Here is an 18218-nt window from a genome sequence, read left to right on the forward strand (position 1 = left end):
CGTGGCGGAAACAGGCGTTCCGGCGGCGGAGCCCGCGCCGGCCGGGAAGAAGCCGGGGTTCGAGGTCCGGCTGGCCAACTTCACCGGCCCCTTCGATCTGCTCCTGGGGCTGATTTCCAAACATCAGCTGGACATTACCGAGGTGGCGCTTTCCACCGTCACCGATGAGTTCATCAAGTACATCAAGCGGCTGCAGAACCTGGGCGAAGAGTGGGCACTTGACGAAGCCAGTGAATTCCTCGTCATCGCCGCCACGCTGCTCGACCTGAAGGCGGCGAGGCTATTACCGGCCGGCGAAGTTGAGGACGAGGAAGACATTGCATTGCTGGAAGCCCGCGATCTGCTGTTCGCCCGGCTCCTGCAGTACAAGGCGTTCAAGCAGGTGGCCGGAATGATGGGCGCCACCCTGGCACTCGAGGCCGGGCGCTATCCGCGGCAGGTCGCGCTGGAGGGGCATTTCGCCGCCCTGCTCCCGGAGCTCCTCTGGCGGCACACCCCGCAGCAGTTTGCCGGCCTTGCGGAGGCCGCGTTCAAGCCGAGAGAAGCCGCACCTTCCGTCGTGGGCCTCGCCCACCTCCACGGCACAGCCGTCAGCGTCAAGGAGCAGGCCGAACTCCTGGGCCGGCGGTTGCAACACGGCACCCCGCTTACCTTCCGGGCCTTGATCGCCGACGCCGAATCAACGCTTGTGGTGGTGGCCCGGTTCCTGGCGTTGCTGGAGCTGTTCCGGGACAAAGCGGTGGCTTTTGAACAGCTGCTCCCGCTGGGGGACCTGACGGTCCGCTGGAGCGCCGACGGCGGGGCCTGGAGCAGCACCAACCTGAGTGACGAATATGAGGAGCAGCCGTGAACCAGACCCGACCGGGACAAGCAGCCGGACAGGCATCCGCCGGGGCAGGCGAAACACCGGCAGAAAAGGACACCGCAGACGAGGCAGGTGCCGACCTCGGCAGCATGCCCGGCGGTGCCCGCGCGGCACTCGAAGCGATCCTGATGGTCATCGACCAGCCTGCGACGGCGGCCGAGCTTGCCGCGGGACTGCACGTGAGCGTCGAGGTCGTCGAGGAACTGCTGGCGGAGCTGCAGCGGGACTACAACGGTTATACTGTTAATGCCCCGGCTGTGGACGACGCCAGTTTCATCGGTTTCACTTCCACCCCCCGGGGTTTTGAATTGCGGAATGTCGCCGGAGGCTGGCGGATCTATTCCCGCGCAGAGTTCGCCGACATTGTGGGCGGGTTTGTGCTGGAAGGACAGACAGCCAGGCTGACGCAGGCGGCGCTCGAAACGCTCGCCGTCATTGCTTACCGCCAGCCTGTTTCCCGGGCGCGGGTCTCTGCAATTCGAGGAGTTAACGTTGACTCTGTTGTGCGGACGCTGACACAGCGGGGGCTGATCGGGGACTCGGGAACCGATCCCGAATCCGGGGCCATCCTCTACCGTACGACGTCGTATTTCCTGGAGCGGATGGGAATCGGCTCGGTGGCGGAACTGCCGCAACTTTCCCCGCATCTTCCGGGGCTGGAAGGCATCGACGAGTTTTACGACGCAGCAAGAATGTAAGCAGGAGCAACTTCCTGCGCACGAGTATCCACCGGGGCAGAGGGTTTTTGCCCCTGCTGGCGGGTGCTGTCGGGAGACAGCGGCCGTTGGTCAACAAACGAAGGACGGGTCATGACACAGGCGGGACGCCAGGGTTCACCACGTAACAGTTCGGGACGCAACAGCGCCGGACAAAATTCCGCGCAGGGCTCCGGTCGCGGCGCGCAGGGCGGAGCCGGCCGCAGCGGCGGGGCCGGCTTCAAGGGCGGCGGAGACCGCCCCTTCAAACGACCAAAGCCCCGCGAAGAGGCCTTCATCGATCCGGACCTGCAAGGTCCCGACGGCACACCCGCGGCGAGCCGCCCGGCAGCTTCCGGAGAGTGGAAGTCCAAGCCGCCGTCCGGCAAGGAGGCAGCCCGCAAGGCTGCGGCCCGCAAGCCCGGGTCCGGCAAAGCCCCAGGCAGCCCCGGCGCGTTGAAGCCCAAGCCGCGCACCGGTGCCGCGAAGTTCGCCGGCCCCCGTGCTTTCGGCAGCGAACGCTTCGGCCAGAACCTCGGTCCGGTACGCAAACCGGCCCGCAAGCGCGGCCCCCGCGCCGAGGTTCCCCAGTCCGAGGTGCACGACCAGGACGGCACCCGCCTCCAGAAGGTTATGGCATCGGCCGGCGTCGCCTCACGGCGTGTCTGCGAAGAAATGATCGCCGAAGGCCGGGTGGAGGTCGACGGGCAGGTCGTCACCGAGCTTGGCGTCCGCGTTGACCCGAAGACCGCGGTGATCCACGTCGACGGACTCCGCATCCAGCTGGACGAGAACATGGTCTACATGGTGTTCAACAAGCCCAAGGGCGTTGTCTCCACGATGGAAGATCCGGACGGCCGTCCCTGCGTCAGCGACTTCGTCCGCAACCACCATGGCGAACGGCTCTTCCACGTCGGGCGTCTCGACGTGGCTACCGAGGGCCTGTTGCTGCTGACAAACGACGGCGAACTCGCCAACCGCCTGACACACCCGTCCTACGAAGTCCCCAAGACCTACCTTGTGCAGGTCCGCGGGCCGTTCCCGCAGGGCATCGGCGCCGAGCTTAAAGCCGGCGTCGAACTTGAAGACGGCATCGCGTCGGTTGACTCCTTTAAGCTTGTGGACTCCACCCCGGGCCACGTGCTGATCGAGGTTGTGCTGCACTCGGGCAAAAACCGGATCGTTCGGCGCCTCTTCGACGCCGTCGGTTTCCCGGTGCTCCGGCTGGTCCGCGTCAAGGTTGGCCCGATTGGCCTGGGCGACCAGCGCCAAGGCAGCATCCGCAACCTCGGCAAGCAGGAAGTCGGCCACCTGCTGGCATCCGTAGGGCTCTAGCATGTCCGCCTTTCGCACCCACGGCCGCGGCCACGTCAACGGTCCGGTGGTGGTCGTGGGCACCGGACTCCTGGGCACCAGCATCGGGCTGGGGCTGAGGGGCCGCGGCGTCGCCGTTTTCCTCTCCGACCCGTCGCCCACCAACCAGGCCGTCGCCGTGGACATCGGTGCCGGCTTGCCCTTGGCGCGCCTGGCTGGCGCGAAGCCCCAACTCGTGGTGGTCGCCGCGCCGCCGGATGTCACGGCCGATGTGGTGGAACGGGCCCTCACGGACTACCCCGAAGCGACAGTTGTGGACATCGCCAGCGTGAAGGCCGGGATCCAGTCCGAGCTCCGTGGCCGCGGAGCCGACCTCCGCCGCTACGTGGGCACCCACCCGATGGCTGGCCGGGAAAAGTCCGGTCCCGTCGCTGCCCGCGGCGAGCTTTTTACCTCCATGCCATGGGTCCTGTGCCCCTCGGCGGAGACACAGCCCGACGCGCTGGAGGCAGCGCGTGCGCTGGCATCGGACCTCGGCGCCGTTGTGTCCGAATTCGGGGCCGAGGAGCACGACGAGGCGGTTGCCCTGGTCTCGCACGTGCCGCAGGTAGTGGCTTCGCTCGTCGCCAGCCGGCTGCAGGGCACGCCCCTGCACGCGCTGTCCCTCGCCGGCAACGGACTGCGGGACGTGACCCGGATCGCGGCGAGTGATCCGACCCTTTGGGTGCAGATTCTCGGTGCGAACGCGGACAAGGTGGTGGCGATCCTGCACGGCGTCCGTGCGGACCTCAACCGGGTCATCGGCACGCTCGAGGAGCCGACTGCACCCGGCGCCCGGCTCGATCTTGCCCAATTGATCAGCGAAGGCAACGCCGGCCAGTCCCGCATTCCGGGCAAGCATGGCGGACCCCCGCAGGCATATTCCTGGCTGACGGTCCTCGTGGACGACACCCCCGGACAGATCGCCCGGCTCCTGACGGAGATCGGCGAGATCGGCGTCAACCTTGAGGACCTCCGGCTGGACCACTCTTCGGGGCAGAACGTGGGAATGGTGGAAATCTCAGTTCTGCCGAACAAACACGAACTGCTTATCGAAGCCCTCAACGACCGCGGATGGCGGGTACTCCAGTAATGACCCAAGAACTCATTAACACCGAGGAAGTCCTCCGCCCCGGAAAAAGCCTTGTCGTCGCCATCGACGGGCCGTCCGGGTCGGGCAAATCCAGCGTCAGCAAAGAGGTGGCACACCGACTCCGGCTGGCCTACCTGGACACCGGCGCCATGTACCGTGCGCTGACCTGGTTCTGCCTGGACAACGGCACGGACCTGCACGACGGGGCGGCCGTCGAGGCTGCCGCCAGGGGCCTTCCGCTGGAAATCAGCACGGGACCGCTGGACGAATACGTCCGGGTCGGCGGTGCCGACGTTACGCTCGCAATCCGCGAGCCGGCGATATCCGCCGCCGTCAGCACCGTCGCGACCACCCTCGGCGCCCGCACCGAACTGATCCGCCGGCAGCGTGAGCTGATCGAAACCCACCACCGCCGCATGGTGGTCGAAGGCCGGGACATCACTACCGTGGTCGCACCGCATGCCGAAGTGCGGATGCTGCTCACCGCGAGCGAGGAGGCGCGCCTGCGCCGCCGGGGGATCCAGCTCGGCGGCAGCCAGAGCGCCGAACAGCTCGCCGCCCAGGTCACCCGGCGCGATGAGAAGGACTCGACAGTGGTGAACTTCACCCGGGCTGCAGACGGTGTGGTGACGCTGGACTCCTCGGAGCTGGATTTCGCCGAGACCGTCGAGGCCGCCCTCAGCATCGTCAACAGCGTTGTCAACCACCGGGCCCCCCGCCTTGACTGAGCCCGGGCAGCGGCAGCCGGACCGCGCCGGAACAGCGGTACCGGCCCGTTGGACGACGGTCTGGAGCCGGCCCGTGGGTTGGGTTCTGGACCACGTCCTTTACCGGACCTCCGTCAGCGGCCGGTCGAATGTCCCGGCGACGGGCCCGGTGATTTTCGCCGCCAACCACATCAGCTTCCTGGACGGACCGGTGATGTTCGGGGCGGCCCCTCGTGCCATGCACATCCTGGTCAAGCAGGAAATGTTCAGCGGCTTCCTTGGCCGGGTGCTCCTTGCCTCCGGCCAGCTGGCCGTGGACCGCGGGGGCGACCGTGCGGCCCTGCTCACAGCCAAAGAGGTGCTGGACGCCGGACGGTGCATCGGCATCCTTCCGGAAGGCACCCGGGGGAGCGGAGAAGCGGCCGCCATCAACAAGGGGGTCGCCTGGCTTGCACTGAATTCCGGTGCGACAGTGGTCCCGGTGGCCATCCTTGGCACCAGGACAGGAAGCGAACACCTCGACGCCGTTCCGCGGTTTCGCCGCCGGCTGCAGGTGAGCTTCGGCGGAGCGCTCAATGTCAGCCGCAGGCCCGGTGAGACCGGCCGTGTTTCAATGGACAGGGCCGGAAGCGAGATCCGCGCCGCGCTGGCGCGCCACGTCCAGGACACGATCCAGAAAACCGGGCAGCCCTTGCCCGACGCGGACTCCCCGCAAGAATTCCATACAGCAGTAGCCGGGACGCCGGCAGATCACCCCATAAGGAAAGTGCAATGAGCGATACGACTCAAACATCCGGCCAATTTGGCGCCGGCGAAGACGAATACACGCCCACCGGCACGGACCAGGTGGCCGAGCACCTTGCCGCCCTGGACGACGACGAAGCAGAGCTGCGTGCGGCCTCACTCCGGGCTGGCCTGGACGATTACGAGCTGGACGAAGACGACGCTGCCCTGCTGAGCGGCGAGTACGACGACGAGGACTTCGACGGCCCGGTCAAGCTTGATCCGGTCCTGGCCATCATCGGCCGGCCCAACGTGGGCAAGTCCACCCTGGTGAACCGTATCCTCGGCCGGCGCGAAGCAGTGGTGGAAGACACCCCCGGCGTTACACGCGACCGGGTGATGTACTCGGCGACCTGGAACGGCCGGAACTTCACTGTTGTCGACACCGGCGGCTGGGAGCACGACGCGCGGGGCATCCACGCCCGCGTCGCCGAGCAGGCCGAGATGGCCGTGGAACTCGCCGACGCGGTCCTGTTCGTCGTCGACTCTGCCGTTGGTGCCACCGCTACGGACGAGGCAGTCGTGAAAATGCTGCGCAAGTCCAAGAAGCCGGTCATTATGGTGGCCAACAAGGTGGACGACTTCGCCCAGGAAGCCGATTCGGCAACCCTGTGGGGCCTGGGCTTCGGTGAGCCGTATCCGGTCTCGGCCCTTCATGGCCGCGGTGTTGCCGACCTCCTTGACCATGTGATGGACACTCTTCCGGAGTTTTCCACCATCGAAGGCCTGGAGCGCTCCGGTGGCCCGCGCCGCATCGCCCTGATTGGCCGGCCCAACGTGGGCAAGTCCTCGCTGCTGAACAAGCTGGCCGGTTCCGAGCGCGTTGTGGTGGACAACACCGCAGGCACCACCCGGGACCCGGTCGATGAGTTCATTGAACTTGGCGACCGCACCTGGCGCTTTGTGGATACCGCCGGTATCCGCCGCCGCCAGCACATGGCACAGGGCGCCGACTTCTACGCCTCGCTGCGGACCCAGAGCGCCCTCGAAAAAGCGGAGGTCGCCGTGGTGCTCCTCGCCGTCGACGAAGTGCTCAGCGAGCAGGATGTCCGCATCCTGCAGCTTGCCATCGAGTCCGGCCGGGCCCTGGTCCTCGCATTCAACAAGTGGGACCTGCTCGACGACGAACGCCGCACCTACCTTGAGCGTGAAATAGAACAAGACCTGGCGCACGTCGCGTGGGCTCCCCGGGTCAACATCTCTGCGAAGACCGGCTGGCACAAGGACAGGCTCGTTCCTGCCCTGGACACCGCCCTGGAAAGCTGGGACAAGCGCATCGCGACCGGCCGGCTCAACGCTTTCCTGGGTGAACTGGTGGCCGCACACCCGCACCCGGTCCGCGGCGGCAAGCAGCCCCGGATCCTGTTCGGCACCCAGGCTTCCAGCCGTCCGCCGAAGTTCGTGCTCTTCACCACCGGATTCCTGGACCCCGGCTACCGCCGCTTTATCACCCGCCGGCTGCGCGAAACGTTCGGGTTCGAGGGCACACCGATCGAGGTCAACATGCGGGTGCGTGAAAAGCGCGGCAAGAAGCGCTAATTGGGACACAGCCGGCCCGTGACATTCTCAAAGTGTCACGGGCACCCTCCGGAATCGTGTAAGCTTTTGGAGGTGGTTCGGCCGGACTGCTCAGATGAAATCGCACAGATGACGTCGAGGGCGGAGAACGGCGGAATCAGCGGGCTGTAGCGCAGCTTGGTAGCGCACTTGACTGGGGGTCAAGGGGTCGCAGGTTCAAATCCTGTCAGCCCGACCAACAGAAAGTACCCCGCCGTTCCTGAGGCTTAAGGAACGGCGGGGTTTTCTGTTTCCCCGGGGCTTCCGGGCGGCGGTGCCGGCAGCGGCGCCGCTGCCGGCGGGGCTACTTCAGGAAACGCGACGTCCGGCGGTCAGCCAGCACCTTTCCGTGCGTCTGGCATCCGGGACAGTACTGCAGGGAAGTGTCAGCAAAGGACACTTCACGGACGGTATCCCCGCACACAGGGCACGTTTCCCCGGTCCGGCCATGGACCCGCAGGTGGCTCCGTTTGGTGTCCTTGAGTTCGTTCGGCGCTTTGCCGCGCGCTTCCCGCAGCGCTGAGCCAAGAACGCCGTGGATGGCGTCGTAGAGACGCTGGACCTCGTCCCGGTCCAGCGAGCTGGCAAGGGCGAAGGGCGACGTCCGGGCCGCATGCAGAATCTCGTCGCTGTAGGCATTTCCGATGCCGGCAATGATGCCCTGGCTGCGCAGGACACCCTTGATCTGCCGGGAACTGGAGCTGAGGATGCCCGCCAGAGAATCAACGTCGAAGCCGGGACTGAACGGATCCGGTCCCAGCGCGGCGATCCCTGGAACCTCGTGCGGATCCCGGACCAGGTAGACCGCGAGGGCCTTTTTGCTGCCGGCCTCGGTCAAGTCCAGGGCCAGCGGGCCGGTGCCGCCGGAAAAGGACAGCCGCGCCGCAATGTACCCCTTTCCCATCTTCAGCGGGGCGTCGGTGGGAGCATCGGTGAAGCGGACCCAGCCGGCGCGTGCCAGGTGAAAGACGAAGAACAGCCCCTCGGCCTCCAGGCTGATGAACTTTCCGAAGCGGCCGACCCCCGTCACGGTCCGGCCCGCCAGCCCCGAAACAGGGGGATCTGCGGTTTTGAGCACCGCGACGGAGGCGATTTGGATCTTCGAGACTTCAGCGCCGAGCAGGCGCCCGGCCAGGAAGTCCGCCAGGGCCGCCACTTCAGGAAGTTCGGGCATTAACTAGCCGATTCCGGCGTGTTCCGTCATTGCCCCATCATGGCAGAGACCTGCCGGTCCCGGCCGGATATGCCTATACTTTCAGCGGCGGGCTGTTCACGTGACCGCCGCCGCCTTTGGTGTTTGACCCGATGAAAGGCCCATCATGAGCAACATTCCCGAAGAGCTGTCCTACACGGCGGAGCACGAGTGGGTTTCCGCCCCGAACGCCGACGGTGTTGTGCGTGTCGGTATCACTGATTTTGCCCAGGACGCCCTGGGGGACGTTGTTTATGCCCAGATGCCGGAGGCCGGCGCCGCGGTCAAGGCAAACGAGGTCGTCGGTGAAGTTGAGTCCACCAAAAGCGTGAGTGACATCTACGCCCCGGTTTCCGGCGAAGTAGTGTCCCGCAACGAGGCCCTGGACACCGATTCCGCCCTGATCAATTCGGATCCGTACGGTGAGGGCTGGCTGCTGGAAATCAAGCTTGCGGACGCCGACGCGATCGAGTCGCTGCTCAGTGCATCGGAGTACGAACAGCAGGTAGGCTAAAGCCAAGGCCATTCGGGCCGGGCCGTTCGAACAGTTGCTGGGAAGCCAGCCCCTGAACGGCCCGCCGGGGGCCGAATCCCGGGCTTGCAGGGCCTGTCCGGACGGCATGCGTTGTTTGCAGGGGGGACACCTGCAACGAATGGAGGAATCAATGTTTGGGAACGAACGCAACACCACCGGTGACGGCAGCGGCACGGGTGCACTGAAGGCGTCGGATACCACGTCGATCAACCTCACACCGGTCCACGATGAACCGAGCGTCGCCCCGAATCTCTCGGTCGAGGAACGGACCGCCGCTGAGGCGCTGCCGTACGGCTCAGCCCTGCTGGTTGCGCACAGCGGTCCCAATACCGGCGCCCGGTTCCTGCTCGATTCCGATGTCACTACGGCGGGCCGGCACCCGGACGCCGACATCTTCCTCGATGACGTCACAGTCTCCCGCCGGCACGTGGAGTTCCGCCGAACGGCGCGCAGCTTCGAGGTCGTTGATACCGGGAGCCTGAATGGCACGTACGTGAACCACGACCGAGTCGACAGCGTCGAACTGAAGTCCGGCAACGAAGTGCAGATCGGGAAGTTCCGACTCACCTTCTACCTGAGCCCTGCCCGCGCAGCAGGCAACGTCTGATTCCGGGGTAGTTGCCTGTGGCCATGGCACAACCGGAACGGCGCGGACCCCAGGTTCTGAACATCGGGGAAGTCCTGGCTCAGTTGAGCGACGACTTTCCGAGCATGACCGCGTCAAAAATACGCTTCCTTGAGGAAAAGGGGCTGATCAACCCCCAGCGCACCCCGGCCGGTTACCGGCAGTACGCCGACAGTGATGTCGAAAGGCTGCGCTTTGTGCTGGCCCTGCAGCGTGACCAGTACCTGCCGTTGAAGGTCATCAAGGATTACCTGGATGCGATCGACCGCGGCGAACGGCCAGACAATCTGCCGCCAGGGGTGACCGTCTCGCCCCGGATTGTCTCGGAGGAGCTCGCTGCTGAACTGCACAACCGGGTCCGTCGGCTTAGTGCGGAACAGCTCCGGGCCGAGTCCGGTGCCAGTGTTGCGCTGCTTGAATCGCTCCTGAGCTTTGGCCTGATCGGCCACGTCGACGGTAACTTCGATGAGCACGCCCTCCAGGTGGCACGCGCCTGCGTCCAGCTCGAGGGACACGGTCTGGAACCGCGGCACCTGCGCCCATTCCAGGCCGCCGCCGAACGCGAGTTCGGGCTGGTGGAGCGTGCGGTGTCCACTTTGACCTCCCGCAAGGATGCAGCCTCCCAAGCCCGCGCCGCCGAGGCCGCCCGGGAGATCAGCGAATTGTGTCTGACGCTGCACCGGGCCTTGGTCCAGGATCGCATTTCGAGGATGGACAGCTGATGATTGAGGTCGAAATTGTCGGCGTGCGGATTGAGCTTCCCTCCAACCAGCCCCTCGTCCTGCTGCGTGAGATCCACGGGGAGCGGCATGTGCCGATCTGGATCGGCACCCCTGAGGCCAGCGCCATCGCCCTGGCCCAGCAGGGGGTTGTGCCGCCGCGGCCCATGACGCATGACCTGCTGATCGACGTCGTCGAATCCCTCGGCCACACGATCGTCAGTGTGAACATTGTGGCCGTGGAAGACAACATCTTCTACGGGCAGCTTCAGTTCGAAAACGGGACCACCGTTAGCTCCCGCGCCTCCGATGCCCTGGCATTGGCCCTCCGGGCCAAGTGCCGGATCTGGTGCGCCGACGCCGTGATGGAAGAGGCCGGTGTCCGGATTGCCGAACATGACGAGGGTGAGGACACCCAGGCGGGTCCTGCCGTCGACGAAGAGGGTGAGCTGCGCCGGTTCCGGGAGTTCCTGGACGACGTGGAACCCGAAGATTTTGCGGGCTAATGTCACGCTAAGGTTAAAGTTGAGGATGAAAGTTTCGACACGCCCCCGGAATACCCCGAACGTCTTTGACCTTGGGCCGCGGCAGGCCTAACGTCGGAGTAGAAGTTCCCGTTGCACGCAGGCAGCCACTGGGCTCACACTGGGAGGTGCGGCCCCGGCAGAATCACTCTCATGGATTTTATCCGTCCGTGTGATGTTCAAGTAGGAATAACCGGTTGTTGCTGCAATTTCCGCAGGGGAGCCATAACAAGGAGGATCCACGTGAGTCCGAAAGGCGAAGCAGGCGAGCTCAAGCAGCCCCCGGCAGCTGGTGCGGCCATGCCCGCCAGCGGTTCCCAGGGCCTGCTGTTCACCGAGGATCTTCCAGTGCTGGATGAGGATGCGGGCTATCGGGGCCCGACGGCCTGCAAGGCAGCCGGCATCACCTACCGTCAACTGGACTACTGGGCGCGTACCGGGCTGGTGGAGCCTGCCGTCCGCGGTGCCGCCGGTTCGGGTTCCCAGCGCCTATACGGTTTCCGTGACATCCTGGTCCTCAAAGTCGTCAAGCGCCTCCTGGACACCGGCGTGTCTCTCCAGCAGATTCGCTCGGCCGTCGAGCATCTCCGGGAGCGCGGCGTCGAGGACCTCGCCCAGATCACCCTCATGAGCGACGGTGCCAGTGTGTACGAGTGCACCTCGGCAGACGAAGTCATTGACCTGGTCCAGGGCGGACAAGGCGTCTTCGGGATCGCCGTCGGCCGGGTCTGGCGCGAAGTTGAGGGCAGCCTCGCGGCTCTTCCCAGTGAACACGTCAGTGATCTCTCGTTCCCCGACGACGAACTCAGCAAGCGGCGGGCCACCCGCAAGATCAGTTAAGTTCCGCTAGCACAACAAAGGCCGCCTTCCGCAGGGAAGGCGGCCTTTGCAGTGGTGGGTGTGTAAGTTCGGAGGCCTGCGTCTGCCCGGGCCCGCTCTGCTCAGCGCTGACGGCGGTCCCGGACCCCGGCGTTTTGCCGACCGTCAGCGGTTAACAGGTTCGCCAGCAGGGCATCAAAGAGTGCGGCTGCGTTTTTCGCCGAGTCCCCGGGCCAGTGGTGGATGGAGTGGGCAGCACCCTGGATCTGCTGCCAGTTGGCCTGTTCCGGAATATGCGGTGAGAGCAGCAGCGGGCCGAACATGGAGTCCATCTCGGCGAGCCGGAATGTGTGTTCGGCGGAACCGGTCCGCACCCGGTTAGCCACAATGCCTGCGGGGGAGAGGTTTGGGGCGAACTCCTGGCGGAACAGCTGGATTGCACGCATGGTGCGCTCCGTGCCTGCGACCGAGAACAGCCCGGGCTCGGCGACGAGCGTGACTTTGTCGCTGGCGGACCATGCCATCCGTGTGAGGCCGTTCAGCGAGGGCGGGCAGTCTACAAGTACCAGTTCGTACTTCTGCGCTCCGGAAAGCACAGCGGAGAGCCGGCGAAGGTCGCGTCGACCCAAATCGGGTCGGTCGTAGATACCGGTGTAAGCGGAACCGACGGCCACATCCAGAATCGGTAATGCCGGGCCGGCGGGAGCGCCACCGGCGGCGGCAGCGCGTTCCACCCAGCCGCTGGGGACCACGTTCTCTGCCAGACGGGCCCGCCGGGGGGACTTGAGCATCCGGCCGATGTCCAGCCGTTCCCCTGGCTGGACGCCGAGCGCCGTGCTCGCATCGGCGTGCGGGTCAAGGTCGACGACGAGGGTGGGGATGCCGGCGGCCAATGCCGCGGACGCCAGTCCAGTGGTCACCGATGTTTTGCCGACGCCGCCTTTGAGGCTGCTGATGCTGACTACTTGCACTTGAAAAACCAATACCTAACGCCGGTTGCCGGGTCGGGGTCCTGCCGGCTCCCGCGTTCTCCGGAGCCGGGGCGAACATACGCCACCCACTCCTTCATCATATGTTGCCCGCTGCCCGAATCCTGCGTCATCGGATGCCGGGGCGGCAGATCATGGCGAAGCTGAATCGGCGGCCCGCGCCTGACCCCGCCTGATCTGCCTGCCAACCAGGCCTGCCAAAACCGGCATACGTGACGCGCATCGCTGTGACGGTCGCCACAAAGATTTGTGTTTATCCGGCCACGTCTTGGACACTGTGAGCAATTACCGGTAAACCCGCGATGATGCAGGAGAAGTATGTTTTCGAAGATTCTTGTGGCCAACCGCGGCGAAATCGCGATCCGGGCCTTCCGCGCCAGCTACGAGCTGGGCGCCAAGACCGTTGCCGTCTTCCCCCATGAGGACCGCAACTCCATCCACCGACAGAAAGCCGACGAGGCGTATCTGATCGGTGAAGAGGGCCACCCCGTCCGGGCCTACCTCGACGTCGACGAGGTGGTACGGGTGGCGAAGGAATCCGGGGCGGACGCCATCTACCCCGGCTACGGATTCCTCTCCGAGAATCCGCGGTTGGCCCGGGCCGCCGCGCAAGCCGGTATCACCTTTGTGGGTCCACCGGCGGACGTATTGGAACTTGCCGGCAACAAGGTCGCCGCCCTCGAAGCCGCCCGCAAGGCCGGGGTGCCGGTGCTGAAATCCAGCCAGCCCTCCAAAGACCTTGACGAACTCATCGCAGCCGCCGACGTGATCGGCTTCCCCATTTTCGCCAAGGCCGTCGCCGGCGGCGGCGGCCGCGGCATGCGCCGCGTCGACACCCGCGATGCCCTTCCCGAAGCACTGCAGGCCGCCATGCGCGAAGCCGACGCGGCCTTCGGCGACCCAACCATGTTCCTGGAGCAGGCCGTCCTGCGTCCCCGCCACATCGAGGTCCAGATCCTGGCCGATGCGGAGGGCAATGTGATGCACCTCTTCGAACGTGACTGCTCCATCCAGCGCCGCCACCAGAAGGTCATCGAGATCGCCCCGGCGCCTAACCTCGACGAAGGCATCCGGCAGGCGCTCTACCGCGACGCCGTGAAGTTCGCCAAGGCGCTGAATTACGTCAACGCCGGCACCGTGGAATTCCTTATCGACACTGTGGGGGAGCGGGCAGGCCAGCACGTCTTTATCGAAATGAACCCACGGATCCAGGTCGAGCACACCGTCACCGAGGAAGTTACCGACGTCGACCTCGTCCAGGCGCAGCTGCGCATCGCCGCCGGTGAGACGCTCGCGGACCTGGGTTTGTCGCAGGAGACCGTCCACCTCAAGGGTGCCGCACTGCAATGCCGCATCACCACCGAGGACCCGGCCAATGGTTTCCGTCCCGACGTCGGCAAGATCACCGGCTACCGTTCGGCCGGCGGCGCCGGCGTTCGGCTCGACGGCGGCACCGTCTATTCCGGCGCGGAGATCAGCCCGCACTTTGACTCGATGCTGGTGAAACTGACCTGCCGCGGGCGGGAGTATCCGGCAGCGGTGGCCAGGGCACGCCGTGCCCTCGCCGAGTTCCGCATCCGCGGCGTCTCCACCAACATCTCTTTCCTGCAGGCCGTCCTGGACGACCCCGACTTCATCGCCGGCAACGTGGCCACGTCCTTTATTGACGAACGGCCCGAGCTGCTCAAGGCCCGCGTCTCAGCGGACCGCGGCACGAAGCTGCTGACCTGGCTCGCCGAAGTTACGGTGAACAAGCCCAACGGCGAACTCACGGTCCACAGCGATCCGGCCGCCAAGCTTCCTGCCCTCACCGATGCCGCACCCCGGGAAGGTTCCCGGCAGCGGCTGCTGCAGCTGGGGCCTGAAGGGTTCGCCAAAGCCCTGCGCGAACAGGATGCAGTAGCCGTCACTGACACCACGTTCCGCGACGCGCACCAGTCCCTGCTCGCCACCCGCGTACGCACCCGCGACCTGGTGGCGGCCGGACCGGCGGTGTCCAGCCTCCTTCCCGAGCTGCTCTCGGTCGAGGCTTGGGGCGGTGCCACCTACGATGTCGCCTTGAGGTTCCTCGGTGAGGATCCCTGGGACCGGCTGGCAGCGCTGCGCAAAGCGTTGCCGAACGTCTGCCTGCAGATGCTCCTTCGCGGCCGCAACACGGTCGGCTACACCCCGTACCCGGAGGAGGTCACTGTGGCTTTTGTCAACGAGGCCGCCGCCACCGGCATCGACATCTTCCGGATCTTCGACGCGCTCAACGACGTGAACCAGATGGCCCCGGCCATCCGTGCCGTCCGCGAGACCGGCACTGCCGTCGCGGAGGTGGCGCTGTGCTACACCGCTGACATGCTGGACCCGGACGAGACGCTCTACACGCTTGACTACTACCTGGAGCTGGCGCAGCGGATCGTCGACGCCGGCGCGCATATCCTGGCGATCAAGGACATGGCCGGGCTGCTGCGCCCGGCGGCCGCTGCCCGCCTCGTGACGGCCTTGCGGGAGAAGTTTGACCTCCCGGTCCACCTGCACACCCACGACACCGCGGGCGGCCAGCTGGCCACGCTGCTGGCCGCGGTGGACGCCGGAGTGGACGCCGTCGACGTCGCTTCCGCCTCGCTGGCCGGCACCACCAGCCAGCCCTCCGCCTCCGCACTGGTCGCCGCGCTGGCCCACACGCCGCGCGATACCGGCTTGAGCCTGGCCAACGTGTGTGCCCTTGAACCGTACTGGGAGGCCGTCCGCCGTGTCTACGCCCCGTTTGAGTCCGGGCTTCCGGGCCCCACGGGCAGGGTCTACCGGCATGAAATCCCCGGTGGCCAGCTCTCCAACCTGCGCCAGCAGGCGATTGCGCTAGGACTCGGTGAACGGTTCGAGGCGATCGAGGACATGTACACCGCCGCGGACCGGATCCTTGGCCGGCTGGTGAAAGTCACCCCGTCCTCCAAGGTCGTCGGAGACCTCGCGCTGCACCTGGTGGGGCTCAATGCCGACCCGGCCGACTTCAACGAGAACCCGCAAAATTATGACGTCCCGGATTCAGTGATCGGCTTCCTGTCCGGTGAGCTCGGCGATCCTCCCGGCGGCTGGCCGGAACCGTTCCGCACCAAGGCCTTGCAGGGCCGCACCCTCAAGGTCCGCGACGTCGAGCTCAGCGCCGAGGACAGCGAAGCACTCAAGGGTGATTCCAGGACCGTGCAGCAGACCCTCAACCGGCTGCTCTTTGCCGGGCCCTCCAAGGACTACCAGAAGAGCGTGGAGACCTACGGCAACCTCTCGGTGCTCGACACCCGCGACTACCTGTTCGGGCTGCAGCGCGGCGCCGAGCACGAAATCGAGCTGGAGAAGGGTGTGCGCTTGATCGCCTCGCTCGAAGCGGTCTCCGAACCTGACGAGAAGGGCATGCGCACCGTGATGTGCACGCTCAACGGCCAGTCGCGCCCTGTGGTGGTCCGTGACCGTTCCGTCGTCAGCAACGTCAAGGCCGCTGAACGCGCCGACACGTCCCAACCGGGACAGGTGGCCGCACCGTTCGCCGGCGCCGTCACGCTGACAGTCAAGGCCGGCGAGGCCGTCCTGGCCGGTGACACTGTCGCCACGATCGAGGCCATGAAGATGGAAGCATCCATCACGACGCCGGTCGCCGGCACTGTCTCGCGCCTTGCCGTCGGGGCGGTTGAACAGGTCCAGGGCGGGGACTTGCTGCTCGTCGTCGAGTAGCGATAGCGAACAGCTCCAAGCCGAACGTGCAAAGGGACCCTCCGCCGAAGTGGAGGGTCCCTTTGCCGTGGTGGCTAGACCTGGCTGGGACGGGGTGTGCCGTACATTTCTTCGATGACTTTCTCGTAGTCCTTCATCACCTGGGCGCGCTTGACCTTCATCGACGGAGTCAGGTGCCCGGAAGCCTCAGTGAAGTCCGCGGCGACAATCCGAAATGACTTGATCGCCTCGGCCTTGGAGACCGACTGGTTGGCACCGTTGATGAGGTCCTGGACGGCGGCTTTGACCGCCGGGTTGTCGGTCGCTTCGGCGAGGGTGGTGCCGGCAGGCAGTCCGTGGCGGTGCAGCCAGCCGGGAAGCGCCTCTTCGTCGAGGGTTACCAGTGCGCCGATAAAGGGGCGGTTGTCACCGACTACAAGTACTTGGGAGACGAGGGCGTCGGCACGGATCTGGTCCTCCAGCAGCGCGGGCACAACGTTTTTGCCACTGGCCGTGACGATAATTTCCTTTTTGCGTCCGGTGATGGTCAGGAAGCCCTGCTCATCGAGCTGTCCGATGTCACCGGTTCGGAACCAGCCGTCCGTAAACGACTCCGCAGTCAGGTCCGCGCGCTTAAAGTAGCCGCTCATAACGCAGACGCCCTTGGCGAGGATCTCGCCGTCGTCGGCAATTTTCACGGCATTCCCGGGAATCGGGGCGCCGACCGTGCCGATCTTGATCAGGTTCGGAGTGTTGACCGTCACCGGGGCCGTGGTCTCGGTCAGCCCGTAGCCCTCCAGGATCTGCATGCCGATGCCCTGGAAGAAGTGCCCCAGCCGTTCGCCCAGCGGTCCGCCGCCGGAGACGGCGTGCGCCACCTCGCCGCCCATGGCCGCGCGGAGCTTGCCGTAAACGAGTTTGTCGAAGACGGCGTGCTTGACCCTGAGGCCCAGCCCGATCCTGCCGACCTGGCGGGCGCGGGAGAATTCGATGGCGGTGTCCGCTGCGCGGTGGAAGATGGCGCCCTTGCCGCCGTCCTCTGCCTTGGTCAGTGCCGAGTTGTAGACCTTCTCAAAGACCCGCGGCACCGCGAGGATGAAGGTTGGCTTGTAGCTCTGCAGGTCCGGCAAGAGGTTTTTGATGTCGGGGGTGTGCGCCACCGTGACGCCGGCGGCCACGGCGAGCACCGAGATGAAACGAGCAAACACGTGGGCGAGGGGCAGGAACATAATTGTCCTTGCCTGTTCGTGGACGATCGTGTTCAACGAGGTCGCCAGCGCGTTTTCGGAGAGTTCGACGAAGTTGCCGTGGGTCAGCTCGCAGCCCTTGGGCCGCCCGGTGGTGCCCGAGGTGTAAATGATGGTGGCGAGGTCCTTGAGGGAAGCGAGGCTGCGCCGCGCCTCCAGGTCCTCGTCGCTGATCGCGGCGCCTGCCGCGCGGACCTCATCGAGGCCCTTTCCCGCAAGCTGCCAAACATGTGCCAGCGCCGTAAGGTTCTCGGACGTGGCGGCCTGCCGGATGATGTTTTCGTGGTGGTCGGACTCGCCGAACGCTGCGACGGCGCCGGAATCTCCGAGGTTCCACGCAACCTGGGAGGGCGAGGAGGTCTCGTAGATCGGGACGGAGACGGCGCCCGCGAACCAAATGGCGAAGTCAATCAAGGACCATTCGTAGCGGGTGCGCGACATAATGCCAACCCTGTCGCCGGCCCCGACGCCGCTGGCCATCAGTCCCTTGGCGAGCAGCGAAACATCGGCGAGGAAGTCGGTGGCCCGGACGTCCTGCCACGCTCCGGCCGCGTCAAGGCGGGAGAAGAGGGCCGGGTCGGAAGCCTTCGCCGCCTGGCGCAGGACCAGGTCCGTGGCGTTCATTTCCGGCGGGACGTTGACTAGGGGCGGGACACTGAATTCTCGCACGGTAGCTCCTTTGATTTCCATGGACCCGTGAGGGGTACTTCCAAGACTAGTATGTGGCCCTCGGCGTGTGCTTTTCACCACACCTACTGGCGGGTAACTTTACGGTTTGGCGGCTCCGTTGCCAAGCCGCGCGGGACGGCGCCCGGGTGCCGG

At 65.8% G+C, this 18218-nt stretch carries 16 protein-coding genes and 1 tRNA gene; 14 read left to right on the plus strand and 3 right to left on the minus strand.

The window, feature by feature from the left end:
* Position 1: 1 nt before the first annotated feature.
* From ABIB49_RS11960 to ABIB49_RS11995, 8 genes are all read left to right on the plus strand, one after another.
* Complete coding sequence (locus tag ABIB49_RS11960; protein WP_226775994.1) at positions 2-850, plus strand: segregation and condensation protein A; 849 nt, start codon at positions 2-4, stop codon at positions 848-850.
* 104 nt (positions 851-954) lie between these two features.
* Positions 955-1563 (plus strand): SMC-Scp complex subunit ScpB, encoded by a 609-nt coding sequence (scpB, locus tag ABIB49_RS11965; RefSeq protein ID WP_226776015.1) that lies wholly within the window; start codon positions 955-957, stop codon positions 1561-1563.
* A gap of 111 nt (positions 1564-1674) precedes the next feature.
* Positions 1675-2895 (plus strand): pseudouridine synthase, encoded by a 1221-nt coding sequence (locus ABIB49_RS11970; protein ID WP_283480612.1) that lies wholly within the window; start codon positions 1675-1677, stop codon positions 2893-2895.
* Between the two features lies 1 nt (position 2896).
* Positions 2897-4006 carry a prephenate dehydrogenase gene (locus ABIB49_RS11975; RefSeq protein ID WP_354157113.1) on the plus strand — a complete coding sequence of 370 codons (1110 nt, stop codon included), beginning with the start codon at positions 2897-2899 and terminating at the stop codon, positions 4004-4006.
* Positions 4006-4734, plus strand: a complete 729-nt coding sequence (gene cmk, locus ABIB49_RS11980) for a (d)CMP kinase (protein WP_283480613.1) — start codon at positions 4006-4008, stop codon at positions 4732-4734. Before ABIB49_RS11975 ends, cmk begins: the two co-directional genes overlap by 1 nt.
* A 73-nt stretch (positions 4735-4807) precedes the next feature.
* On the plus strand, positions 4808-5488 hold the full coding sequence (locus ABIB49_RS11985) for a lysophospholipid acyltransferase family protein (RefSeq protein ID WP_283480614.1): 681 nt from the start codon (positions 4808-4810) through the stop codon (positions 5486-5488).
* Positions 5485-7035 carry a ribosome biogenesis GTPase Der gene (gene der, locus ABIB49_RS11990; RefSeq protein WP_226775999.1) on the plus strand — a complete coding sequence of 517 codons (1551 nt, stop codon included), beginning with the start codon at positions 5485-5487 and terminating at the stop codon, positions 7033-7035. Before ABIB49_RS11985 ends, der begins: the two co-directional genes overlap by 4 nt.
* Before the next feature lie 140 nt (positions 7036-7175).
* Positions 7176-7252: transfer RNA gene (locus tag ABIB49_RS11995), tRNA-Pro, on the plus strand.
* 105 nt (positions 7253-7357) lie between these two features.
* On the opposite strand, the gene ABIB49_RS12000 is transcribed toward ABIB49_RS11995, so the two are convergent.
* Positions 7358-8227, minus strand: a complete 870-nt coding sequence (locus ABIB49_RS12000; protein WP_226776000.1) for an Fpg/Nei family DNA glycosylase — start codon at positions 8225-8227, stop codon at positions 7358-7360.
* Between the two features lie 145 nt (positions 8228-8372).
* Between ABIB49_RS12000 and gcvH the strand changes: the two genes are divergently transcribed.
* From gcvH to ABIB49_RS12025, 5 genes are all read left to right on the plus strand, one after another.
* Positions 8373-8759 (plus strand): glycine cleavage system protein GcvH, encoded by a 387-nt coding sequence (gene gcvH, locus ABIB49_RS12005; RefSeq protein ID WP_226776001.1) that lies wholly within the window; start codon positions 8373-8375, stop codon positions 8757-8759.
* Positions 8760-8910: 151 nt separating this feature from the next.
* Positions 8911-9387 (plus strand): FHA domain-containing protein, encoded by a 477-nt coding sequence (locus tag ABIB49_RS12010; protein WP_282468110.1) that lies wholly within the window; start codon positions 8911-8913, stop codon positions 9385-9387.
* Between the two features lie 23 nt (positions 9388-9410).
* Positions 9411-10127: a transcriptional regulator FtsR gene (gene ftsR, locus ABIB49_RS12015; RefSeq protein WP_226776002.1), complete on the plus strand. Its 717-nt coding sequence runs from the start codon at positions 9411-9413 to the stop codon at positions 10125-10127.
* Positions 10127-10630 (plus strand): bifunctional nuclease family protein, encoded by a 504-nt coding sequence (locus ABIB49_RS12020; RefSeq protein WP_226776003.1) that lies wholly within the window; start codon positions 10127-10129, stop codon positions 10628-10630. The genes ftsR and ABIB49_RS12020 overlap by 1 nt, the downstream gene beginning before the upstream one ends.
* A 261-nt stretch (positions 10631-10891) precedes the next feature.
* Positions 10892-11488 carry a MerR family transcriptional regulator gene (locus ABIB49_RS12025; RefSeq protein ID WP_226776004.1) on the plus strand — a complete coding sequence of 199 codons (597 nt, stop codon included), beginning with the start codon at positions 10892-10894 and terminating at the stop codon, positions 11486-11488.
* Between the two features lie 101 nt (positions 11489-11589).
* Here ABIB49_RS12025 and ABIB49_RS12030 read toward each other — a convergent pair whose 3' ends face one another.
* Complete coding sequence (locus tag ABIB49_RS12030; RefSeq protein WP_226776005.1) at positions 11590-12438, minus strand: ParA family protein; 849 nt, start codon at positions 12436-12438, stop codon at positions 11590-11592.
* Between the two features lie 336 nt (positions 12439-12774).
* On the opposite strand from ABIB49_RS12030, the gene ABIB49_RS12035 reads away from it, so the two are divergent.
* Positions 12775-16170, plus strand: coding sequence for a pyruvate carboxylase (locus ABIB49_RS12035; protein ID WP_282359881.1), 3396 nt, complete (start codon positions 12775-12777; stop codon positions 16168-16170).
* Between the two features lie 74 nt (positions 16171-16244).
* Here the strand turns inward: ABIB49_RS12035 and ABIB49_RS12040 are convergent, their stop codons facing one another.
* Complete coding sequence (locus ABIB49_RS12040) at positions 16245-18065, minus strand: AMP-dependent synthetase/ligase (protein WP_282359880.1); 1821 nt, start codon at positions 18063-18065, stop codon at positions 16245-16247.
* Between the last annotated feature and the right edge of the window lie 153 nt (positions 18066-18218).

This window comes from Arthrobacter sp. UYCu512 (assembly GCF_040547075.1).
In the GTDB taxonomy this organism is placed as follows: domain Bacteria; phylum Actinomycetota; class Actinomycetes; order Actinomycetales; family Micrococcaceae; genus Arthrobacter.